Raw genomic sequence first — 25,830 nt, 5'->3', positions numbered from 1 at the left:
CACGTCTCCTGGCGCCACACCGCGCGACACCAGCAGGCCCGCGATCCGCGCGGAGCGGTCGGCCAGTTCGCCGTAGGTGAGCGTGGTGTCCGACCCGACGACCGCGGTGGCCGCCGGGTCTTGGGCGTCCACGACGTCGAGCACGGTGCGCTCGACGACCGGGACGCGCGGACCTTGTCCGGCGGCGAGCAGGTCGGCGCGCTCGGTGTCGGTGATGAGGTCGAGCGCGCGGACCGGGGTGCTCGGGTTCGCGAAAGCCGTTAGCGCCCGGGCGAACCTGGCCGCCCAGATCTGGGCGGTGTCCGGGTCGATGAGGTCGTCCCGGACATCCAGCCAGGCCGCGAGCCCGGCGCCGACGGTCAGCGTGATCGGGTAGTTCGTGGCGTCGGCGCCGTCGACCGCGCTGACGGTGAACCCGGCGGCGGCCTCGGCGCGGTCGAGGGCTCCTGTGTCGATGGGGAAGCTCTCGAAGACGGTAAGCGTGTCGAACAGCTCCGCCACGCCGAGCGCCCGCTGGATGTCGGCTAGGCCGACGTGCTGGTGGTCGAGCACCGCGGCCTGCTCGGCCTGCACGCGGGTCAGCAGGTCGGCCACGGTCTCGGCCGGGTCGAGCCGCACCCGCACGGGCAGGGTGTTGATGAACAGGCCGATCATCGTCTCGACGCCGGCGACCTCCGGCGGCCGCCCGGAGACCGTCGCGCCGAAGACGACGTCGCCGCGGCCGAGTCCGCGGGCCAGGGTGAGGCCCCAGGCGGCTTGGACGAGCGTGTTGACGGTGACGCCGCGTTCGCGAGCGATGGCCGGGAGCCCGTCGGGGAGGGTGATGTCGACGCGGCGCGGGAGGACGGCTGCGCGGGAAGCGCCTGCCGGGGCGACCAGGGTCGGCTCGGTGATGCCCGCAAGCGCTTGCGACCAGACGTCGACACCGGTGTCGCGCGTGGACAGCCAGGTGAGGAAGTCGCGGTAGGGGCGCACGGGCGGGAGGGTGTTGCCCGCGTAGGTCTCGAACAGCTCGCGCACCAGCAGGGGCGTGGACCAGCCGTCGAGCAGCACGTGGTGGAAGGTGATCAGCAGTCGGTGCCGGTCGTCCGCGAGCCTGCCGAGGTGGAACCGGACGAGCGGTGCCTCGTCGACGGCGAACCGGGTCTCGCGGTCTTCCGCGACCAACCGGTCCCATTCGGACTCGTCCACGTCGACCTCGCGCCACGGCAACGGGACGGTGTCGGCGATGACCAGGACGGGATCGCCGGAGATCAGGTGGTCGACGGCGGCGCGGAGGGTGTCGTGCCGGTCGAGGAGGGTCGCGGCGGCGGCGCGGAGGCGGGCCGGGTCGAGGTCGCCGGTCAGCTCGCAGGAGAACTGGACGGTGTAGACGTCGGTCCCGGTGTCGTCGAACCGCGACAGGAACGCGATGCCCTGCTGGAGCGCGGTCGGCTGCCACACGTCGACGAGCCCGGCGTGGCGTTCGGCCAGGGCATCCACATCGGACTGGGTGAGGCGCGCCAGCGGGAAGTCCGACGGCGTGTGGCCGCCGGAACCCGGTTCGCTGTGCCGCTCGATGGCGTGCAGGGCGTTGACCCAGTGGGCGGCGAGGTCGCTGACCTCGGCCTCGGTGAACAGGGCGGCAGGCCAGGCGAAGGTGGCGGAGAGGACGCCGTCGGCGGTGACGGCGTTGATGTCGAGCGCGTGCCCGACGGGCAGGCCGGGGTCGGCGTCGCCGCCGAGCGCGCCCGCCTCCGGGGCGCCGGACCAGGCGTCGCCGGTGGTGGCCGCGGTGCCGAAGCGGCCGAGGTAGTTGAACAGGATCTCCGGTGTGGCGGCCGGGAGTTCGGCGCGCAGCAGGCCGAAGCCGATGCCGTCGCCGGGTACGGCTCGGAGTTGTTCCTTGACGAGCTTGAGCGCGGTGCCCGCGGCGGGTCCGCCCGCGAAGGCGTCGGCGATGTCAACGCCGGTCAGGTCGAAGCGGACCGGGTAGAGGGTGGTGAACCAGCCGACCGTGCGGGCCAGGTCGGCTCCGGGGACGGCGTCCTCTTCACGGCCGTGGCCTTCGAGGTCGACGACTCCCGTCGCGGTGCCGCGCGCGCGGGCGACGGCGAGGGCGAGCGCGGTGAGCAGGACGTCTTCGACGCCCGCGTGGAAGGCGGCGGGGATGTCGCCGAGCAGCCTGGTCGTGGTCTCGGCGGAGAGGGCGACCTTGACCGTGCGGACGGTCGAGACGGTGTCGCGGGCGGCCACGGGGGTGCGGCCGTCAACGGCGTCCAGGGTTGTGCGCCAGTGGTCCAGTTCGGTGGTGCGGTCTTGGGCGCGCAGGGCGAGGGCCCAGTCGCGGAAGGAGGTGCCGACGGGTGCGAGGGCCTCTCCGGCGACGGCGGCGGCGAGGTCGGGGACGATGATCCGCCACGACACGCCGTCGACGACGAGGTGGTGCGCGACGATCAGCAGCCGGTCCGGGGCGAACCAGACCACGCGGACCACCTCGCCCTCAGCTGGATCGAGTTCGCCGTACGCGCGGGCGGCTTCGGCCTGGTAGTCGGTGTTGTCGACGCGGCGGACGAGCTTCGCGGCGTCGACCGCGCCGACCGGTCGGACGTCGAGCTGGTCCCCGGCGAGGCGGGCCCGCAGCACGTCATGGGTGTCCACAACGGACTGGACGGCGGCGGTGAGGCGTTCCTGGGTGAGGCCGGTCGGGGCGATCAGCAGGCGGGCCTGGGAGACGCGGTTGACCGGGCCACCCCGGCCAACCAGGTCGCGCATGATCGGGGTGAGCGGCAGGGCGCCGGAGCCGGTGGAGGTCGGCACGGGAACGGGTTCGGTGGCGATCTCGGCGATGCGGGCGACCGTGCGGCGCTCGAAGACATCACGCGGGGAGAACTTGAGGTCCTCGGCGCGGGCGCGGCTGACGAGCTGGATCGACACGATGCTGTCGCCGCCGAGGGCGAAGAAGTCGTCGTCCAACCCGACCGACGGCACACCCAGGACCTCGGCGAACACAGCGGCCAGCGCGCGCTCGGCGTCGGTCTCGGGCTGGCGGGTGGTGGTCAGACCGGCGAAATCGGGTGCGGGCAGGGCCTTGCGGTCGACCTTCCCGTTGACCGTCAGGGGAATGCGGTCGAGGACGACGATGGCGGCCGGGACCATGTGCTCGGGCAGGTCCCGCGCGGCCCAGTCCCGCAGCTCCGCACTGTCCACTGTGCCCGTGACGTAGCCGACGAGCCGGGTGGTCTTGTCCTCGCGGACAACCGCGACGGCCTCGGAGACCGCCGGGTGCGCGGCGAGGACCGCCTCGACCTCGCCGAGTTCGATGCGGAAGCCGCGCAGCTTGACCTGGCCGTCGGCGCGACCGAAGTACTCCAGTCCGCCGTTGCTCCAGCGCGCGAGGTCGCCGGAGCGGTAGAGGCGGCCGGAGCCGAAGGGGTTCGCGACGAAGCGGGTCGAGGTGAGGCCGGGGCGGTTGAGGTAGCCGTCGGCGAGACCGGCGCCCGCGACGTACAGCTCGCCGACGACACCAGGGGCGCAGAGGCCGAGGCCGGAGTCGAGGACGTAGGCGCGCAGGTCGGGGATGGGAACGCCGATGCCGGGGTTGGCGTCGGCGGCCGTGAGCGGCAGGTAGGTCACGTGGACGGTGGTCTCGGTGATCCCGTACATGTTGACCAGCCGGGGCGCGTCCTCGGCGTGCCGGGTGTACCAGCCCGCGAGCCTGCGCGGGTCCAGCGCCTCGCCGCCGAAGATCACGTACCGCAGGGCTAGGTCCGCGCCGCTGTCGACCGCGTCGAGCTGGTAGAACGCGGACGGGGTCTGGTTGAGGACGGTGACGCGTTCGTTCGCCAGCAGGTCGAGGAACGCCTCCGGGGAGCGGCTGGTGGCGTGGTCGACGACGACCAGCGTGCCGCCGCGCAGCAGGGCGCCCCACAGCTCCCAGACGGAGAAGTCGAAGGCGTAGGAGTGGAACAGCGTCCACACGTCGTCGGGGCCGAAGCCGAACCAGTGGTCGGTGGCGGTGAGCAGCCGGTCCACGGCCCGGTGTGGGACGACGACGCCCTTGGGGGTTCCGGTGGAGCCCGAGGTGTAGATGACGTAGGCCGGGTGGTCCGGGGTGAGGGCGGTGCTTACCGGTCCGTCGGCGGTGTCGTGCGGGTTGACCGTGGCGATGTCGCCGAAGCGGTCGTGCAGGTCCGGGGTCGTGATCAGCAGGGTGGGCGCGGCGTCGGTGAGCATCAGCTCCAGGCGCGCGGCCGGGTAGTCCGGGTCGAGCGGCAGGTACGCGGCCCCGGCCTTGAGCACGGCCAGCACCGCGACGACCAGTTCGGCCGACCGGGGCAGGGCGATCGCGACAAAGCCTTGGGCGCCCTGGTTTCGCAGGACCCTGGCGAGGCCCGTCGAGCGGGCGTCGAGTTCGGCGTAGGTGAGCCGGGTGTCGCCTGAGACCAGCGCGATGCCGTCCGGGTTGGCGGCGACCTGTTCGGCGAAACGGGCCGGGATGGTGGCCTGCTCCCCAGCTTCGCCGGTCGGGTTCCACGTGCGCAACAGGTTCTCGCGCTCATCCGCCGCCAGACCATCCACACGCGACACCGGAACGCTCGGATCCGCCGCCAAGGCGGTGAGGACGCGGACCAGGCGCTCGGACAGCTCGACCGGGTCCACCAGCCCGGGACGGTACTTGAGCAGCAGGTCGGGGCCGGTGGCGACGAGGGTGGCCGGGTAGTGGGTGGCGTCGCGGGTCTCCCCCGCGCGCACGCGCAGCCCGGTGGCGGCTTCGGCGCTCTCCAGGGCGGCGGTGTCCACGAAGTAGCTCTCGAACACTGTCAGTGTGTCGAACAGCTCCCCCACGCCTGCCGCGCGCTGGATGTCCGCCAGGCCGACGTGCTGGTGGTCCATCACCCGCGCCTGCTCTGCCTGCACCCGGGTGAGCAGCGCGGCCACGGTCTCGGCCGGGTCGAGTCGCACCCGCACGGGCACGGTGTTGATGAACAGCCCGATCATGCTGTCGACGCCCGGCAGCTCCGGTGGCCTACCGGATACGGTGGCGCCGAAGACGACGTCGTCGCGGCCGAGGGTGCGGGCGAGCAGCAGCGCCCATGCGGTCTGTACGACGGTGTTGAGCGTGACGCCGTGTGCGCGGGCGAGCGCGGCGAGGGTGTCGGTGAGGCCGTCGGGGAGCGGGATCGGTTGCTGTTCGGCGGATCCGGACGGGTCGGCGCCGGCGGCGAGCAGGGTGGGTTCCTCGAAGCCGGCGAGGGCTTCGGCCCAGGCGGCGCGGGAGGCGTCGGCGTCCTTGGCGCGGAGCCAGGACAGGTAGTCCTTGTAGGGCCGGACGGTCGGCAGCGCGGACGCGTCGCCCTTGGCGGTGTAGAGCTGGAACAGCTCGCGGGCCAGCAGTGGCGTGGACCAGCCGTCGAGGAGGATGTGGTGGTACGTGATCAGCAGGCGGTGCCGCTCGGGGCCGAGCCTGCCGAGGAGCACGCGCAGCAGCGGCGGCTGGGTGAGGTCGAACCGTTCGGCGCGGTCCTCGGCGAGCAGCACGTCCCAGTTGTCGACATCGACCTCGCGCCAGGGGAGTTCGACGTCGCGCGGCACGGGCGCGACGACCTCCCCGGTCTTGCGGCGGCGGAAGCAGGCGCGCAGGTTGGCGTGCCGGTCGATCAGCGCCTGCGCGGCCGTCCGCAGCACGGCGGCATCCAGCGGGCCGTCGAGGTCGAGGGCGAACTGGACCACGTACGGGTCCTCCGGCTCGGTGCCGCCGGAGTACTCGCTGTGGAAGAGGAGGCCCTGCTGTAGCGGGGCGAGGGGCAGGACGTCTTCCAGCCCGGACTTGCGCGCGTTCACCTAACTCCACTCCGACTCGAACTCGTCCAGCTCGTCCTGCGACAGGTCGCTGAGGGTCAGATCCGACGGCGTGTGGCCGCCGCCTCCACCGTCCGCGTGCGCGACGAGCGCCCGCAGCGCGGCGAACCACTTCTCGGCCAGGTCCCGCACCGCCGACTCGGCGACCACCTCGCCGCCCCACGCCCAGTTCGCGGTCAGGCGCGGGCCGCCGGGCCCGTCCTGGGTGAGGGCGTTGACCTGGATGGCATGGGAGATGGGCATTCCCGGGTCGACGCCGCCGTCGAGCGCGGCGGCCTCGGGGGCGCCTTGCCAAGCCCCGGTGGCCGCGTCGGTGCCGAAGCGGCCGAGGTAGTTGAACAGGATTTCCCGCGCGGGCACGGGGGGAGCCAGGAGACCGAAGCCGATGCCGTTGTCGGGGATGGCCCGCAGGTGTTCCTTGACCCGTTTGACAGCCCGCCCGGCCGCATCGCCGCCCGCCAGCGCCTCGGCGGCGTCGATGCCGGTGAGGTCGAGGCGGACAGGGTAGGCGGTGGTGAACCAGCCGACCGTGCGGGACAGGTCCGCGCCGGGGATGACCTGCTCTTCGCGGCCGTGGCCCTCCACGTCGACCAGGCGCGCGGTGTTGCCGCCGGTGGCCGCGGCGGCGATGGCGAGGGCGGTGAGGAGGACGTCGTTGACGGTGCCGTGGAACAGGTCGGGCACGGTGGTGAGCAGCGGCCCGGTTTCCTCGGGGGTGAGGGTCAGGCGCAGCTCTCGTCCGGTGTGGATGGTGTCGGTCGAGCGCAGGGGGCGGGTGGTGAGCAGGTCGCCCCGGGAGTCGGCGAGGCCGGTCCAGTGCGCGGTCTCGGCGCCGCGGTCGAGTTCGGTCAGGCTCTTGGCCCAGCGGCGGAAGGACGTGCCGACGGGGTCGATGTCGGCGCCTTCGTAGGCGGCGCGCAGGTCGGGTTCGATGACGCGCCACGAGACGCCGTCGACCACGAGGTGGTGGGCGACGAGCAGCAGCCTGCCTTCGTCCGCGCCCCGGTCGAACCAGACGACGCGGAACATCTCGCCCGCTCGGGGATCGAGTTCGTCCGCGACCGCTTGTGCCGCTGGCGCGAGGTCGTTGATCCCGGTGGCGTCGACGCGCCGGACGCTCGCCTGCGCGGTCTCCGGGATGTGGAGGCCGTCGTCGGTGAGGCGGGCGCGGAGGACGTGGTGGCGGGCGATGAGCGCTTCGACGGCCTTGGTGAGCCGGTCGAGGTCGAGGTCGGCGGGGGCGCGGAGCAGGCGGGACTGGGAGAAGCGGTCGATCGGACCGCCCCGGGCCAGCGCGTCGCGCATGATCGGGGTGAACGGGACCTCGCCGATGCCTTCGCCTTCGGCTTCGGCGGCCCGGGTGTCGGTGTCGGCGACCATGGCCAGTCCGGCGACCGTGCGGCGTTCGAAGACGTCTCGCGGGGAGAAGCGGATGCCCGCCGCTCGCGCCCGGCCGACGAGCTGGATGGAGACGATGCTGTCGCCGCCGAGGGTGAAGAAGTCGTCGTCCACGCCGACGGTCGGCAGGCCGAGGACGGCGGCGGTCAGGTCGACGAGGACGCGTTCCAGGTCGTTCCCGGCTTCGCGGTCGGTGACCAGCGCGGCGAAGTCGGGGTCGGGCAGGGCCTTGCGGTCGGTCTTGCCGCTGGGGGTGAGCGGGATGGCGTCCAGCGTCACGAAAGCGGACGGGACCATGTGGTCGGGGAGGGTGCGGGCGAGTTCGGCGCGGAGATCGTCGTGGGGGGTTTCGCCGACGAGGTAGCCGATGAGGCGGTCGTCGCGGACGAGGGTCACGGCGTGCTCGACGCCGGGGAGCGCGGCCATGGCGGCCTCGATCTCGCCGAGCTCGACGCGCTGGCCGCGGAGTTTGACCTGGTCGTCGGCGCGGCCCAGGTACTCCAGCGCGCCTTCGGGGTTCCACGCGGCGATGTCGCCGGTGCGGTAGAGGCGGCCGTCGCCGAACGGGTTGGCCACGAACCGGGTCGCGGTCAGGCCCGGGCGGTTGAGGTAGCCCTGGGCGAGTTGGGCGCCCGCGAGGTACAGCTCTCCGGGGACGCCTGCGGAGACGGGGTTGAGGAACGGGTCCAGCACGTAGGTCTGGGTGTTCCATACCGGGTGTCCGATAGGGACGGTCAGGTCTTCGCGGTGGAGCTGGATGGCGGTGACGTCAACGGAGGCTTCGGTGGGGCCGTAGAGGTTGTGCAGTTGCGCGTCGGAGACGTTCAGGAACTCGTCGCGCAGGTCGACGGGGAGGGCTTCGCCGGAGCAGAGGACTCGGCGGAGGGTAGTGATGGTCCGCGCTTCGGGCTCGGCGACGAACGCGCGGAGCATGGATGGGACGAAGTGGACAGTGGTGATGTTGTTGCGTTCGATGGCGTCCGCGAGGTAAGCGGGGTCGCGGTGGCCGCCGGGCTTGGCGAACACCAGGGTGGCGCCGGTGATGAGCGGCCAGAAGAACTCCCACACCGACACGTCGAACCCGGCCGGGGTCTTCTGCAGGACCCGCTCGCCCGGCTGGAGGCCGTATTCGGACTGCATCCACAGCAGGCGGTTGACGATGCCCTCGTGCGGTACCCGCACGCCCTTGGGCCTGCCGGTCGAGCCCGAGGTGAAGATGACGTACGCGGGCGCGTTGGGGTCGCTGTTGTCGTCGGCTTCCGGACCGGTGGCTTGCGGCGGGAGCACGGTGACACCGGGGAGAGTGGCGTTTTCCGGTGCGATGACGACGACCGGGGCCGCGTCCTCGACCATCATGCGAAGGCGGTCGGCGGGATAGTCGGGGTCGAGCGGAAGGTAGGCGGCGCCTGCTCGCTGGACCGCGAGGAGCGCGACGATGAGGTCCGCCGAGCGTTCCAGCATCACGCCGACGATGTCACCGACGCCCGCGCCCCGGCTCCGGAGTTCGCCTGCGAGGACCTTGGTCGCGTGGTCGAGTTGCTTGTAGGTCAGGGTTTCGCCGCCGTCGACGACCACAGCCGTCGCGTCGGGGGTTTGTGCGACCTGGCGGGCGAACAAGGCTGGGATGGTCGTCCGCTCGACGGGAATCGCCTGACCCTGCCAAGTCTTCAGGACGCTCTTTGCGTCCACTTCAGACAGCAGGGTGACGTTGCCGACGGGCTTGTGCGGCGTGTCGGCCACCGCGGTGAGGGCTTTGACGACGCGAGCGAGGAGGGTGTGGGCCTCGGGCTCGTCGATGACGTCCGGGCGGTATCGCAGGGTCAGGGTCGTGGTCGCGCCGGGCAGGACCAGCAGGGTCAGCGGGTAGTGGGTGGCGTCGCGGCCGACGGCCTCGGTGACGCGCAGCCCGGCGGCGGTCTCGGCGCGTTCGAGGGCGTCGGTGTCGACCGGGTAGCTCTCGAAGACGGTGAGGGTGTCGAACAGGTCGCCGATGCCCGCCGCGCGCTGGATGTCGGCGAGGCCGAGGTGCTGGTGGTCAAGCAGGGCGGCCTGTTCGCCGTGCAGCTTGGTCAGCAGCTCGGCCAAGGACTCGGCCGGGTCGAGGCGGACGCGGACGGGAACGGTGTTGATGAACAGGCCGATCATGCCCGTGATGCCGTCGAGGTCGCCGTCGCGGCCGGAGACCGTGGCGCCGAACACGACGTCGGTGCGGCCGGTCCGTTGCGCCAGAACGAGTCCCCACGCGGCTTGCACGGCGGCGTTGAGTGTCACGCCGACCGCGCGGACGGCGGCGGTGAGCCTGGTGACGACCGGTTCCGGGAGGTGGACGTCGAGTTGGCCGGGGAGGACGCCGCCGTGGGGGGCTCCGGGGGCGACCAGGGTCGGCTCGTCGAGGCCGGTGAGCGCGGTGCGCCAAGCGTCGCGGGCCGCGTCGGTGTCGCGGTCGGCCAAGTCGGCTAGGTGGTCGCGGTAGGAGCGGACCGGGGGCAGGGTTTCGCCCGCGTAGCGCGCGAACAGCTCCCGGGCGAGGAGCGGGGTCGACCAGCCGTCGAGGATCGCGTGGTGGTTGGTCAGGACGAGCGTCGCGTCGGTTTCCGCGCGTACCAGGAGGAAGCGGACCAGCGGGGGTCGGGCGAGGTCGAAGCGGGTGGCGCGTTCGGCGTCGATGATCCGGGCGGTCTCGGCTTCGGAGGCGCTGGTCACCTCGCGCCAGGGGACCTCGACTCGGCGGGTGATGACCTGGGCCAGTCGGCCTGTCGCGAGGGTGGGGAATCCTGCTCGCAGGATCTCGTGGCGGTCGACCAAGGCTTGCGCGGCGGCGCGGAGGCGAGTGCTGTCGACGTCGCCTTGCAGGGAAAGGACCTGCTGGGTGGTGTAGACGTCTACACCGGACTCGTCGAAGCGGGAGAGGAACAGCAGGCCTTCTTGCAGCGGGGAGGTCGGCCAGACGTCCGCGACATCCGGGTAAGCGGTGTCGATCTCATCCACTTCGGACTGGGTCAGGTTCGCGATGGGCCAGTCCGCTGGGGAGTGGCCGCCGGTTTCCAGTGCCGCGATAGCGTTCAGAGCGGCGACCCAGCGGTCCTTGACGGCGTGGACCACGGCGTCGGGGACGGCGGCGACCCAGGCGAAGTGGGCGGTGAGGGTGGCGCCTTCGGCGATGATGTTGAGCGCGATGGGGTGGCCGACGGGGAGTTCCGCGTCGGCACCGCCTGCCAGGGTGGCCGCTTCGGGGGCGGTCGACCAGGTCTGCGCGGTCTCGGATCCCATGCGTCCCAGGTAGTTGACCAGGATGTCGCGTCGGGGGGCGTCGGCGAGCTGGTCGCGGAGGAGGCCGTAGCCGAGGCCGTCGCCTGGGGTGTTCTTGACGCTGCCCTTGACGAGCTTGAGGGTCGCGGCGGCGTCGGGTCCGGGGGTGAGGCGGACGGGGTGGATGTCGGTGAACCAGCCGACGGTGTCGGTGACGTCGTCGGAGCGGCCGTGGCCTTCGACGTCGACGACGATCGGTTCGCCGACGGCTTGGGCGAGGGCGGCGAGGAGGACTTCGGTCGGGCCGGTGTGGAAGAGCGCGGGGACCGGGCCGAGCAGGCGGTCGGCGTTGGGGACGCTGACCGTCAGTTCGCGTGCTGTCGCGACGGTGTCGTCCGCGTTCAGCGGGCGGGTGACCAGGGTGTGCGCGGGGGCGAGGATTTCTTGCCACAGCGGGAGTTCCGGCGTTCGGTCCTGGTTCGTCGTGGCGATTGCCCAGGTCCGGAAGCTCGTGTCCGGCGGTTGCGGGGTTTCGCCCCCGATCGCGGCGGCCAGCGCGGGGACCAGGACTCGCCAGGAGACGCCGTCGACCACGAAGTGGTGGGCGACGATCAGGAGCCTGCCTTCTTCGGAACCCCGGTCGAACCAGACGACACGGAGCACGCGGCCCCGCGCGGGGTCTAGGTCCGCGATGGCCTGTTCGGTGTGGTAGTCGAGTTCGCTGGTCCATTGTGGATTTTTTGCGTCGACGCGGGATACCGACGGTTCCGTTGCCTCGTCGGGGATGACGAGCGCGTTGTCGGTGAGGCGGGCGCGAAGGATCACATGAGCGTCGGCGAGTGCGGCAACGGCCCGGGTGATCTGGTCGAGGGTCAGGTTCGCCGGGGTGGTGAGCAGGCGCGACTGGTGGAAGCGGTTGAGGGGGCCGCCGCGGTCGAGGTGCTCGCGCATGACCGGTGTCAGCGGGATCTCACCGGTGGCGATGTCCTTGGGGCGCGCGGCCACGGCCTCGACGATCTCCGCGACAGCGGCCAGCGTGGCGATCGTGCGGGTCTCGAACACCTGCCGGGTGGAGAAGCGGATGCCCGCGGCCTTCGCCCGGGCGACGAGCTGCATCGAGATGATGCTGTCACCGCCGAGGGCGAAGAAGTCGTCTTCGACCGTCACGGTCATGCCGAGGATGTCACCGACGAGGCTGACGAGCGCCGCCTCCGCCGGGGTCTCGGGCCCGCGACCGCCGCCGCTGGCGCGTTCGGGCTCGGGCAGCGCGGCGCGGTCGACCTTGCCGTTGACGGTGGTCGGCAGGGCGTCCATCAGCACGAACGCCGAGGGGACCATGTAGTCGGGGAGGACGGACCGCGCCCAGTCGGTGATTTCCGTCGCGGTGACGGGGTTCTCGGGGACGATGTAGCCCGCCAGGTACGGCGACGGGTTCTTGCGGACGGTGACGACCGCGCGGCGGACGGCCGGGTGCGCGGAAAGCGCGGCCTCGACCTCCTCCAGCTCAAGGCGCATGCCGCGGATCTTGACCTGGTTGTCGGCCCGGCCGACGAAGTCCAGTGTGCCATCGCCGTTCCAGCGCGCGAGATCGCCGGTGCGGTAGAGCCTGCCGTCGCCGAAGGGGTTGGCGATGAAGCGGGACGCGGTCAGGCTGGGCGCGTTGACGTAGCCGCGGCCGAGGAGGTAGCCGCCCGCGTACAGCTCGCCGGTGCGGTCGACGGGGACCGGGCGCAGGTGCGGGTCGAGCACGTACAGCTGGGTGTTGGGATTGGGCTTGCCGATCGAGGTCGCGGGCCGCTCGGCCGCGTCGCGGTAGACGACGTGCGAGACGCCGATCGTGGCCTCGGCGGGGCCGTAGCCGTGGTACATCGTCGTGGTCAACCTGCGGCGGAAGCGGTCGAAGAGATCGGGGGTGAGGACTTCACCGCCGCACCAGACGTGCTTGAGGTCGCGCAGCGTCCCGGGTTCGGTCGCGACGGTGAGCAGCGCGTCGAGCATCGAGGACGGCAGGTAGACGAACGTGATGCGGTGGGTGTCGATCGTGTCGAGGAGGTAGTTGGGGTCTCGTTCGCCGTCCTGCTCGGCGATGACGACCCGGCCGCCCGCGACCAGCGGCAGGAAGATCTCGTTGATGGAGATGTCGAAGGCGAGGGGTGCTTTGAAGAGGGTGGCGTCGTCCGGGCCGAAGCCGAGGAGTCCGAGCTGCCAGTGCAGGCGGGCGCAGATGGCTTCGTGGCGGATCATGGCGCCCTTGGGCGTGCCGGTGGAGCCGGAGGTGAAGATGACGTACGCGAGGTTGGTGCCGTCGACCGCGACCGGCGTCGGTTCGGCTCGGGTCCAGTTGTCGAGGTCGACGTCTTCGGGGCCGAGCAGGAGGAGTGCGCGGGAGTCGGCCACGACCCGGTCCCGCCGGTCCTGCGGCCAGGCCGGGTCGACGGGGACGAACGCGGCCCCGGCCCGCAGCGTCGCGACGAGGGCGACGACCATCTCGGCGGAGCGCGGGAGGGCGATGCCGATGGTGGTCTCCGGCTTCGCACCGTTGCTCTGGAGCACGGCCGCGAGCGCAGCGGTGCGCTGGTCCAGCTCGCGGTAGGTGAGGGTGCGCTCGCCGTCCACGATTGCGATGGCGTCGGGGGTTTGCGCCATGCGTGCGACGAGCATGTCGGTCAGGGTGCGGGTGACCTCGGGCTCGGCGGTGTTGTTGAAGGTACGCAGGATGGTGCGCCGCTCGGCGTCGGTAAGGACATCGATGCTGCCGACCGTGCTGTCGTTGCCCAGCTCGACGAGCGCCGTCGCAAGCCTCGTCGCCAGGTCCCGGGCCGTTGCGCGGTGCTCGACCTGGTAGCGGAGGCGGATGTCGCCGCTGTCGTGCGCCACGAGCGCGAACGGGTAGTGGGTGGCGTCCCGACCCTCGACGCCGACGACCCTGATCTCCTGGTCTTCCCGCTGCTCGGGGATGGGGTAGCTCTCAAAGACCACGAGCGTGTCGAACAGCTCGCCGATGCCCGCCGCCCGCTGGATGTCGACCAGCCCGACGTCTTGGTGATCGATCAGCTCCGCCTGCTCGGCCTGGAGCCGCCGCAGCAGGTCACCCGGCCGCTCGTGCGGCCGCAACCGGACGCGGACGGGGACGGTGTTGATGAACAGCCCGATCATCCCGGCGATCCCCGCCACCTTCGGCGAGCGCCCGGAAACCGTCGCGCCGAAGACGACGTCGTCCCGCCCGAGCACCCGCCCGAGCACCAACCCCCACGCCGCCTGGACCACGGTGTTGACCGTGACCCTGTAGCGCTTGGCCAGCTCCTCGAGGTTGGTGGTTACCGGGACCTCAACCTCATCCGGCAACCCACCCTTCACCCCGGGAGCCAACAGCGTCGGTTCCCCGAACCCCTCGAGGGCCCGCGCCCACGGTTCGGGATTCGCGTTTTCGAGCGAGGCGAGGTAGTTCCGGTAATCACCCGTCCGAGTGGCCTCCCCGTTCGCGTAAAGCGAAAGCAGCTCCCGAACAAGCAATGGACCAGACCACCCATCAAGCACAAGATGATGATTGGTCACCACCAGCCGATGCCGCTCGCTCCCCACCTTGACCAGGCCGAATCGAACCAACGGCCCCCGCTCAAGATCAAATTTAACCCCCCGGTCCGTCCCCAAAAACGCGTCCCACTCACCTTGTCCCCATGCCGGGAATCCATCCACAGCATCCGCACCGCCCCCCAATTCCCCCTCCCCCGCCGATAAAATGGGCAGGGGACGCCCCCCAGAGGAGGGCGGGGGTGTGTGTTGGGGTCCGGTGGGGTGATCTTCAAAACCGGGGTGGGTTTGGGCGTTGCCGAGATTCGGGTCGAGGGGGTCTCGGGTGCCGGGGTCCAGCGGGGTCGAGTTGCCGGTGCCGTGAGTTGTCGAGTCCGGCGCGGTGGGGCGCGGGGCGGCAGTGCCGTGCGTGGCCGAGTCCGACGCCGTGGGGTGCGGGTCGAGGGTGGCCGGAGAGGTGGCTCTCGGCTTCATGAAGTTGTGGGCAGCCGCGTTCGATGAGTTGCGCGGCGGGTGGGTGGGGTGCCTGTCCGACGATTCCTGGGTAGCGGTGTCCGGCGAGTTGAGATGCGGACGGGTGGGATGACCGTCCGGCGATCCCTGGGCGGTCGGGCCCAGCGGGGCGAGACGTGAGCCGGGCGAACCCTGGGCAGTCGGGCCCGCCGGGTTGAGGCGCGCACTGACGGGGTCCGGCGCGGCGGAAAGCGGGACGGCCGACCGCCGGTCGGTGGATTCCGGCGCGTGGGCGGGCGGTGCGGTCGTGGGCCGCGCGGCCTCAGTCGGCGAGGCCGGACGCGCGCCCGGGTTGGGGGCGCCCGGAGCGGGGTGAGCCGGGCCGGTGGGAGCGCCGGAGGTGGAGTGTGGTGCGTGGAGGGTGGGGTGGTAGGTGAAGGGGGTGGTGGTGGCGGGGGTGATCAGTTGGACCGGAGTGCCGCTCGGGGTCAGGTGGAAGGTGGCGCGGAGGTTGGGGTGGTTGTCGAGGAGGGCGGCGACCGCCGTCTCCAGGCGGGTGGGGTCGAGGGGGCCCTCCAGGTCCAGGACCAGTTGGACCGTGTAGGCGTTGTCTTCGTCCTCTGTGGACAGGTAGAGGAGTCCGGCTTGCAGGGGTGAGACCGGCCAGATGTCGGTGAGGTCTGGGTGGGACTGGGCGAGGGCGTCGATGTCGCTCTGCGGCAGGGTGACCAAGGGGAAGTCGGACGGGGTGTGCTCGGTCGCGGTGGCCGACGCGGCTTCGGCGGTCAGGTTCCGCAGGGCTGCGGCCCAGCGCGCGGCGAGGGTGGGGGTGGTGGTGCCCGCGGCGGGTGTGTAGGTCCATTCGGCGACCAGGGTGGGGCCGGTGGGGCGGTCTTCGAGGGCCGCGTTGATGGTGATGGGGTGGGTGACCGGGAGTTCCGGGTCGACGCCGGCGCCCAGGGCGTTGCCTTCGACGGCCGGGGACCAGGGGGAACCGTCGGTGGTGAATCGGCCCAGGTAGTTGACCAGGACCTCGGCGGTGGGGGTGGCGACGAGGCCGTAGCCGATGCCGTTGTCGGGGGTCTGGTGCGCCTGTTCCTTGACGAGTTTGAGCGCGGCGGTTCCCTCGCGGCCTTGGGCGTCGAGGTACATCGGGTAGACGTTGGTGAACCAGCCGATGGTGCGGGTCAGGTCGGCGCCGGGGACGGCGTGTTCGGCGCGGCCGTGGCCCTCGACGTCGACCCGGGTGGGGCCGTCGGCGGTGATGGCCAGGGCGGTGAGGACGGCCTCCCGGACACCCGCGCGGAAGCGGCGCGGGAGGACGGTGAGCAGGTCGGCGGCGTCGATCTCGACGCGTTCGGTGCGGGTGTTGCCCGCGGTGTCCCGGGTCGGGTCGAGCGGGGCGGTCCCCCAGGGGCGGACGGGCTTGGCGAGCAGGGCGCGCCAGTGGTCGCCGTCGGTGCGGGGGCGGGTCATGAGCTCACGCGCCCACAACCGGAACGGCGTCGACTCGGGGGCGAGGTCACCGGCGCACGCGGCGGCCAGGTCGGCGGCCAGCACCCGCCAGGAGACGCCGTCGATGACGAGGTGGTGGGCGGCGATGAGGAGGCGGTCGCCGTGCCAGCGGAAGGCGATCATCGAACCCCGCCACGGATCCAACGAGTCCAGGGCCTCGTCGACGGTGAATTCGCCGACCTTGAGCACATCGGCAGCGGACCTGGACGGCTCTACGACCAAGCGGCGGGCGTAGGTCTCCGCGGGGTCGACGACCAACCCGCCATCAGCCAGGTGGCGGCGGGACGCGTCGGCGACACCCGAGGCTGGCTCGCCGGGCTCCGAGGAACGGGCAACCGGTGTGTCCACGACATCCGGGATGGACTGGCCGGACGCAGAAGGTTCTGCCGCGATCCTGCCACCGACCGGCGAAGAACTCGATGCGCCGATGACGCCCGGGGCAGGCTCGTCGGACTCCGGAGACGCAGCGACGATCCTGCCATCGACCTGGTGAGCACCGTATGCGTTGACGGCGCTCGGGGCGGGCTGGGTGGAGTTCGAGGGGTTGGTGGCCGGGGTGCCGCCGATCAGGCGGGAGCGCAGCATGCCGTGGGTGTCGAGGACCCGTTGGATGGCGGTGGTGAGGGTTCCGGTGGTGAGGTCTTGGGGGGTGGTGAGGATTGTGGTTTGCGCGAATCGGCGGATGGGGCCGCCGAGGGCGAAAAGGTTGCGGATGACGGGGGTGGGGGTCACCTCCCCGTTGGGTGAACCGGTCAAGCCCGTCACGGTGGCGGGGGCGTGGGCGGCCAGCGCGGCTACGGTGCGGAGTTCGAAGACGTCGCGGGGGGTTAGGGCGAAGCCTGCGGTTCGGGCGGCGGTGACCAGTTGGATGGAGACGATGCTGTCGCCGCCGATGGCGAAGAAGTCGTCGTCTGGTCCTACGGTGGGGAGGTTGAGGACCGCGGCGAAGATCTTGGCCAGTGCGAGTTCGGCTGGGGTGTTGGGGTCGCGGGTGGTGGTCAGTGCACTGAAGTCGGGGGACGGGAGGTTGTTGCGATCGATTTTGCCGTTGGGGGTGAGTGGGAAGGTGGCTAGGGGAACGATTGCGGCTGGGACAGCCTGCTCTGGCAACGTTGCGATCAGGGTGGTGCGGATGGCTTCCGTGGAGAGGTCGGCGGGGGTGACGTAGGCGATCAGGCGTTGGTCGCGGAGGATTGCGGCGGCAGAGCGGACACCGTCTACCGCGGATAGCGCGGACTCGACTTCGCCTAGTTCTACGCGGAAGCCGCGGATCTTGACCTGGTGGTCGTCGCGGCCGCCGAACTGGAGGGAGCCGTCGCGGGAGCGGCGTACGAGGTCGCCGGTGCGGTAGAGGCGGCCGGGGCCGAAGGGGTTGGCCACGAAGCGGGACGCGGTGAGGGCGGGTTGGCCTAGGTAGCCGCGAGCGACTTGTGCGCCACCGATGTAGAGCTCGCCTACTACGCCGGTGGGGACGGGGCGGAGCAGCGGGTCCAGTACGTGGGCGGAGGTCCCGGCGACGGGAGCGCCGATGGTGACGGAGTCACCGGAGATTCGGGCCATGGTGACCATGACGGTGGTCTCCGTTGGGCCGTACACGTCGAAGGCGACCACGTTCGACGACGCCAGGCGCTCCCACAACGCGGCGGGTACGGATTCGCCGCCCATTGCGAGGCCGGAGACGGACGTGTCGAGGAGGCCGTGGTCCACCAGCATCGAGACCGTGCCGGGAGTCGCCTCGACGAAGTCGATCCCCTGGGCGGTGATGGCAGCGACGTAGGCGGCCGGGTCGGCGTACTGGTCGCGGTCGAGCAGGTGCAGTTCGTGGCCGTCGAGCAGCCACAGGACCTGCTGCCACGACGCGTCGAAGGCGAAGGAGAAGCCGTGGGACACGCGTAGGCGGCGGCCGCGCGAGACCGGCTCGAAGACGGCGGAGTGGTTGGTGTGGAAGAGAGTCGTGATCTGCCGGTGTGCCACCGCGACGCCCTTGGGCAGGCCGGTGGAGCCCGAGGTGTAGATGACGTACGCGGTCGAGTCCGGGTGCGGCAGGCGGCCGAGAGGGGCGTCCGAGTCGCCCGCGTCGGGTCGGACGGTTCGCAGTGAGGTCTCCAGGCGGTCGGTGATGACGAGCACCGGTCGCGCGTCGGAGAGGATGTGGTCGAGGCGTGTCCGCGGGTAGTCGGGGTCGAGGGGCAGGTAGACCGCACCCGCCTCGACGACCGCGAGCAGGGCGACGATGAGGTCGGCGGACCGTGGCAGCGCGACGGCAACGACGTCCTCCGTGGCGACCCCGAGGTCGACGATGTGGCGCGCCAGGCGGCGAACGCGGCTGCCCAGTTCGGCGAACGTCAGGGATTCGCCGCCCGCGACCAGGGCGGTGTCGTTGGGCCGGGAGGAAACCTGTACCGCGAACAACTCCGGCAGCGTTTGCGGACCCGAGGGCGCTGGGACCGGCGTGGCGGGCCAGGCGCGTTCCCGAGGAGTTCGTAGGTCTACCGAGGACAGCGGTGCGGACGGAGCGGCGGCGACGGCGTCCAGGAGGGTGGCGAGGCGCCAGGCGAGGTCGACGGCTGTCTCGTGGTCGAACAACGCCGTCGCGTAGTCGACCGAGAGGTCGATGCCGCCCTCGGCGCGTTCGGCCAGGGTGATGGTGAGGTCGAACTTCGCGGTGGTCAGCTCGACCGGTTCGAACACGCCGTCGTGGCCGGGCAGGCCGGGCTTCGCGGTGGGCGCGGTCCGGTGCACCACCATGGTCTGGAACAACGGGTTGCGGCCGAGGCGCCTGCTCGGCGCGAGATCCTCGACCACCCGGTCGAACGGCACGTCCTGGTTCGCGTACGCGGCCAGGTCCGAGACCCGGACCCGGTCCAGCAGCTCGGCGAACGTCGGGTCACCCGCGGTGTTCGCGCGCAGCACGACGGTGTTGACCAGGAACCCGATCAGCCCGTCGAGCCGGTCGTCGACGCGGCCCGCGACGGGCGCGCCGAGCGGGATGTCCGTGCCCGCGCCCAAAGCGGTCAGCAGGGCGGAGACGGCTGCGTGGCCGACCATGAACAGCGAAGCCCCGTGCCTGCCCGCCAACTCGGCGAGCGCGCGGTGCGTGTCCGCGCCGACCGACGCCCGCACGCGGGCGCCCCGGTGGTCGGCGGCGGCCTGCCGGGGGCGGTCGAGTGGCAGCGGGATCTCCTCCGGCAACCCGTCGAGCGCGCGGCGCCAGTGCGCGAGTTGGGTGTCGGCGACGGCGTCGAGCAGCGCGTTCTGCCAGACCGCGTAGTCGGCGTACTGCACCGGCAGCGTCGCGAACGTCGGCTCGACACCGACAAACCTCGCCCCGTAGGCGGTCCCGAGTTCGGCCCAGAGGGTCGCCTCCGACCACTCGTCAGCCGCGATGTGGTGCACGAGGACGAGCAGCACCGACGCCGACGGGCCGGTGCGCAGCAGCCAGGCGCGCACGGGGATGTCGTTGGCCAAGTCGAAGGCGTGCTCGGCCGCATCGGTGAGGCGAGCGGGGAGTTCGTCCTCGGTGAGGTCGACGACCAGCAGTTCCGGTGTGGCGTCGGTGATCTCCTGGTGGGTGTCGCGCAGGACCGTGCGCAGGCTCTCGTGGCGCACGGCGAGGTCGGCGAGCGCCGCGCGCAGGGCCGTGACGTCGACGGCGCCGGTGAGCCGGGCGGTGAACGGGATGTTGTAGGTCGGCGACGGTCCTTCGATCCGGAAGGCGAACCACAGTCGTTGCTGCGCGGCGGAAAGCGGTGGCCGCTCGGGCCGCTCCAGCTCACCCGGCACGGGTCGCACGGTCGGCGCGACCCTCACCCGTGCCGCGAGACCGGCCACTGTGGACGCTTCGAAAACGTCCCGCACCGACAGCTCCGCCCCGAGGCCGGTGCGGGCGCGGTTGACCAGGCGGGTCGCCAGCAGCGAGTGGCCGCCGAGGGCGAAGAAGTCGTCGTCGACACCGACTTCATCCAGTCCCAGCAGGTGCGCGAAGGCGGCGCACAGGAACTCTTCCGTGGAGTTGCGCGGCAGTGCGCGAGTGGCACTGACTCGCGGCTCCGGGAGCGCCTTGCGATCGGTCTTCCCGCTGGGGGACAGTGGGATTCGATCGAGCCCCACGACCACGGACGGCACCAGGTGCGCGGGCAGGGTCGCCCCCAGCGCGTCGCGGACGCCGTCAGCGGCCTCGGCGGGGACGACGTAGCCGAGAAGCCGGTCGTCGCGGACGGTCGCGACGGCGTGCGTGACGCCGGGCAAGGCGCTCATCGCGGCTTCGACTTCGCCGAGTTCGATCCGGAAGCCGCGCAGCTTCACCTGGTCGTCGACGCGGCCCAAGTATTCAAGCGCGCCGTCGGCGTTCCAGCACGCGAGGTCGCCGGTCCGGTAGAGCCGACCGCCGAACGGGCCTGCCACGAACCGGGTCGCGGTCAACCCGGGCCGGTTGAGGTACCCATGCGCGAGCTGAGCACCGGCCAGGTAAAGCTCCCCGACAACGCCGACCCCGGCGGGGTTGAGGTCGCCGTCCAGCACGTATGCCTGGGTGTTCCAGACCGGGTGTCCGATAGGGACGGTTGGCTCGTCGGCACGCACCCGAACGGCGGTGACGTCCACGGACGCCTCAGTCGGCCCGTAGAGGTTGTGCAGCTCGGCGTCCGAGACAGCGAAGAACTCGTCACGCAGGTCAACGGGCAGTGCCTCACCGGAGCACAGCACGCGCCGAAGCGACCGCACCTCCCGCGCCTTCGGCTCGGCGACGAAGGCGCGCAGCATCGATGGGACGAAGTGGACAGTCGTGACGCGTTGCCGCTCGACCACCTCGGCGAGGTAAGCCGCGTCCCGGTGGCCACCCGGGCGGGCGAAGACCACGGTGGCGCCAACCACCAGCGGCCAGAAGAACTCCCACACCGACACGTCGAACCCGGCCGGGGTCTTCTGCAGTACCCGCTCCCCCGGTTCGAGCCCGTAGGCCGATTGCATCCACAGCAGCCGGTTCACGATGCCGGACTGCGGCACCACGACGCCCTTGGGCCGCCCGGTCGAGCCGGACGTGAAGATGACGTACGCGGGTGCGCCCGGTTCGGCGGCCTCCCCCTCGAAGGCCGCCGAACCGGCTCCCCCAAGCTCATCCGGCACTAGGACGGCATCGCCGGGCAATTCGGTTCCACGTGGCGCGATAACGACCGCGGGCGCCGCGTCCTCGACCATCACGCGCAGGCGCTCTGCCGGGTACTCGGGGTCCAGCGGCAGGTACGCGCCGCCCGCGCGCTGGACAGCCAGCAGCGCCACCACCAACGCCGTCGAGCGCTCCAGCATGACCCCGACGATCGAGCCGACCCCCACACCGTGCGCGCGCAGCTCCGCCGCGAGAGCGGACACCGCGGCGTCCAGTTCCGCGTAGGTCAGCTCCTCGCCACCGTCGACCACGACCGCCGTCGAGTCCGGCGCCGCCGCGACCCGCGCAGCGAACAGCGACGGGATCGTCGCGGGCGTGACTGGCACCGACTTCCCCTGCCACGACGACAGAACTCGCTCGCGCTCGTCGTCGGTCAGCAGGTCGATCGAGCCGAGCGGCAGACCTGGTTCGGCCACAACGGCGCTCAGGAAGCGGGTGAGCCGGGCGGCGAACCGTTCGATGGTCGAGGGCTCGTACAGGTCGGTGGCGAACTCGACAAATCCGGTCAAGCCGTCACCTGTGGGCAGTTCGGCCAGGTCGACGGTGAGGTCGAACTTCGCGGTGTCGGTGTGGACGAGATCGGCGGCGCCGGTCAGGCCGGGGAAGCCGGAGACCTCCGGCAGGGCCGGGTGGTACGCGAACAGGACCTGGAACAGCGGGTGCCGGGCGGCGGAGCGGCGCGGCGCCAGGGTCTCGACCAGCCGGTCGAAGGGCGTGTTCTGGTGGTCGAACGCGGCGAGGTCGGCGGCGCGGACCCGGGAGAGCAGGTCGCGGAACGTCGGGTCACCGGAGGCGTCGGTGCGCAGGACGACCGTGTTGACGAAGAAGCCGACCAGCGGGTCGACAGCCGGGTCGACGCGGCCCGCAGTGGGAGTGCCGATGACGATGTCGTCGCCCGCGCCGTGGCGCGACAGCAGCGCGGCGATGGCGGCGTGCAGGACCATGAACGCGCTGGTGCCCGTGTTCGCGGCGAGAACGCGGATGGCGGCGTGCAGGTCCGCCGGGATGTCGAGGGGGACGCTGCCGCCACGGTGCGAGGCGCGGGTCGGGCGGGGCCGGTCGGGGCGCACCGTGACCTCGTCGGGCAAGCCACCGAGCGCGGATGCCCAGAAGTCGGCGCCGGACTCGGGCAAAGCCCGTTGCCACACGGCGAAGTCTGCGTACTGCAGGGCGAGCGGCGCGTACTCCGGGGATCGACCGGCCAGGCGCGCGGAGTAGGCGGCGGCGAGGTCGGTGACCAGCGGGCCGAGTGACCACTCGTCGCCCGCGATGTGGTGCAGGACAAGCAGAAGCACGTGCCGGTCACCGTCGCGCAGCAGCGTGACCCGCAGCGGCGAGTCGGCGCGCAGGTCGAACGCCGCCTTCGCCGCGTCCGCCACGGCGGAGTCGGAGTACCGCGCCTCGACGACCTCCGGCATGGCGGAACCGATCACCTGGTAGGCGATACCGTCCGCGTCCGTGGCGACCGTGGTGCGCAGGACCTCATGACGTGCCACAACATCCGCGACGGCCGCGCGCAGCGCACGCACGTCGAGCAGGCCGTCGAAAGTCAGGACCAACGGGATGTTGTAGGTCGGGTCCGGGCCATCCAGCTCGTGCACGAACCACAGGCGGCGCTGCGCGAACGACAGCGGCACGCGCTCCGGCCGCTCCCCCGCGCGGGGCCCGTCGATGGCGGCGGCGGCCGTGAGCCGGTCGATCAGGCCCGCGACGGTCGGCGCGTCGAAGATGGCGCGGATCGACAGCTCGACACCCAGTTCGACGCGGGCCCGCACGCTCAGCCGGGTGGCCAGCAGCGAGGTGCCGCCCAGGGTGAAGAAGTCGTCGTCGATGCCGACCGCGCGAACGCCCAGGACCTCGCCGACCAGCTCGCACAGCGCCCGTTCACGCGGGTTGCGCGGCGCGCGGCCACCCGAGGAGCCCGCGAGGTCGGGGGCGGGCAGGGCGCGGCGGTCGACCTTCCCGTTGGGGGTCAACGGGATCGCGTCGAGGCCGATGACCGCCGACGGGACCATGTAGTCGGGCAACGCGGCCCGCGCCCACTCGACCAGGTCGTCGGGGACGGCCGGGACCACGTACGCGACCAGCCGCTGCTCGGCCAGGCCCGTGCCGTGCGCGACGACCACGGCCCGCTCGACGGCGTCGTGCCTGGTCAGAACCGCTTCGATCTCACCGAGTTCGATGCGGAAGCCGCGGATCTTCACCTGGTGGTCGACCCGGCCCAGGACCTCCAGCAGGCCGTCCGCGCGGGTGCGGGCCAGGTCGCCGGTGCGGTACATGCGGGTGCCGGGGGCGCCGAAGGGGTCGGCGGTGAAGCGTTCGGCGCTCAGGGACGGGCGGTCGTGGTAGCCGCGCGCCAAGCCGTCGCCCGCGATGTACAGCTCGCCCGCGACACCGGCGGGGACCGGGCGCAGCGCGGAATCCAGCACGTACACCGTGGTGTTGGCGATCGGCAGTCCGATCGGGACGGTCAGCGCGTCGGTCAGGACGTGCGCGGTGGACCAGATCGTGGTCTCGGTGGGGCCGTAGAGGTTGGTGGCGCCACGGGTGCGGGCGAGCATGTCGGCGGCCAAGTCGGCGGGCAGGGCCTCGCCGCCGACCAGGGCGCGCAGGTCGCGCGCGGCATCGGGGCGAGCGGCCAGCAGCGCCTGCCACAGCGACGGCGTGGCCTGCATGACCGTGGCGCCGCTCGCCGTGATCGCGGACTCCAGCAGTGCCGGGTCGCGCGCCGTGTCACCGTCCACGAGGTACACGGCAGCGCCGGAGAGCAGTGGTGTGAACAGCTCCAGTCCGGAGATGTCGAAGCCGACCGTGGTCACCGCGAGGAGGGTGTCGGCGGCGGTGAGGGCGAACCGGTCGACCATGTCGAGCAGGAAGTTCACCAACGCACCGGAAGGCACGACGACACCCTTGGGGCGGCCGGTGGATCCCGAGGTGTACAGGATGTAGGCGGCTTGGTCGGCGTGTACCGGGGCCGGGTCGAGGTCGGCCGTGGGCACGTCGTCGAGGTGCAGGACGTCGAGGCCGTCGAGGGGCTTGACCATGCCGGGCGCGGTCACCAGCAGGGCGGGCGCGGCGTCGGCGAGCATGTGGTCGAGCCGGTCCGCCGGGAATCCGGGGTCCAGTGGCAGGTACGCGGCACCGGTGGCGGCGACGGCCAGCAGGGTGACGACGAGGTCGACCGTGCGGGGCAACGCCACCGCCACAACGGAATCCGGCGTGACGCCCCGCTCGCACAGCACGGCCGCGAGCCCGCCGACGCGGCCCACCAGCTCGCCGTAGGTCAGTTCCCGCACACCGTCGCGCACCGCGACCCGATCCGGTGTGTCCACCGCGCGGTCCCGCACCAGCGCGGCCAGTCCGCGTCCCGGCCGGATGCGTTCCGGTCCGATGATGCCTGCCGGTCCTTCCGACAGCCCCAGCTGCCCGGTCGGTGTCTCCGAGCCTGCCTCGACCAGCCCTCGGAGCAGCGCGGTGAACGACCGGAGATGACTCGTCAGGTCGTCCTCGGTGTACCGCACGGGATCGCCGTCCAGCTCGATCTCCAGCGGGACGCCGTTCTGGCCGCCGTAGACGGTGAACGACAGGTCCTCGGCCGGACCGGCGGCGAGGTAGCGCACCTCGGCCGACGGGCCGCCGAAGTCCAGTGGCGCGCGGTAGGGCTTGAGGTTCACCCACGGCCCGACCAGACGTCGTTGCGCGGCGAGCAGATGCGCGGCGCGCCGGACATCCTCGCCGCGGTACCGCTGGTGCGAGCCGACAGCCCGGATCTCGGCCCGGACCGCGCCGATCAACTCGCCGACGGTCATCCCCGGACGAACCGCGACCCGCAGCGGCAGCACGTTCACCGCAGTGGTCGGGATCCGCGCCGACACCGAGCCGAGCCTGCCCATCATCGGCAGTCCCAGCACAACCTCGTCCGCCCCGGTAACCCGGCGCGTGAACAACGCCACGGCAGCGGAGACCACCGCGGGCGCGGTCAACGCCGCCAACCGGAGGTCGCGCACGGTCCCGCGCACGCGGCGGAACCCCAGCGACGACTCCCCCACCGTCGACGGCGACACCACCTCGGGAAGGTCGGCGACGCGCTCGGCCCACCAGTCCTTGTCCTGGGCGAACCGCTCCGACGCGCGGTAGAGCTCCTGCTCCTCAACATAAGCGCCGACCGGCGCGAACGGGCTCGGCCCCGGCTCCCCACCGCCGACCAGGTTCCGGTAGACCTCCGCGAGTCGCGACGCGACAAGGGAGAAGCCGTATCCGTCGAGCACGATGTGGTGCGCACGCTGGTACCACAGGTGGTGGTCCACACCGACCACGAGCAACGCTTCAGCCGCCAACGGGCCCACGGTCAGCTCGACCGGTCGCGCGAGGTCGGCGTCCATCCACCGCCGCGCCGCCGCCATCGGATCGGCCGCGTCACGCAGATCCACCACCTGGACCGGGATTTCCAGCGCGCCGGGCCGCTGCCGGACGTCGTCACCGTCCACGGTGAACACCGTGCCGAGCGCGGTGGCCTCACCGACCACGACGGACAGTGCGCGCCGGAACACGTCCACTTCGAGCACACCGCGCAGCTCGACCGCCTCGGCGGTGTGGTACGCGGTCCCGGAGGCGTCGAGCCGTTGGGCGAACCACAGCGCCTGCTGGGCGGGGGTGAGCGGACTTAGCGGCTCGGACAT

At 71.8% G+C, this 25,830-nt stretch carries 2 protein-coding genes (1 of these 2 only partly in view); both read right to left on the bottom strand.

The annotated features are described in order from the left end of the window. Window positions 1-5,823: the 5' portion of a non-ribosomal peptide synthetase gene (locus CLV40_RS31235; RefSeq protein ID WP_104482601.1), read on the bottom strand. It extends 2,865 nt beyond the left edge of the window; only the first 5,823 of its 8,688 coding nucleotides appear in the window; its start codon is at window positions 5,821-5,823; its stop codon lies off the left edge, out of view. Then, window positions 5,824-25,830: a non-ribosomal peptide synthetase gene (locus tag CLV40_RS31230; RefSeq protein WP_104482600.1), complete on the bottom strand. Its 20,007-nt coding sequence runs from the start codon at window positions 25,828-25,830 to the stop codon at window positions 5,824-5,826. It abuts the gene before it with no gap.

Source organism: Actinokineospora auranticolor (assembly GCF_002934265.1).
GTDB classification, from domain to species: domain Bacteria; phylum Actinomycetota; class Actinomycetes; order Mycobacteriales; family Pseudonocardiaceae; genus Actinokineospora; species Actinokineospora auranticolor.
Note: the sequence above shows the minus strand (reverse complement) of the source record. Positions and strands in the feature narration are given on the sequence as shown.

Coding starts and splice junctions, on each gene's coding strand:
- CLV40_RS31230 (WP_104482600.1), bottom strand. CDS start 25,830: ATGTCCGAGCCGCTAAGTCCGCTCACCCCCGCCCAGCAGGCGCTGTGG.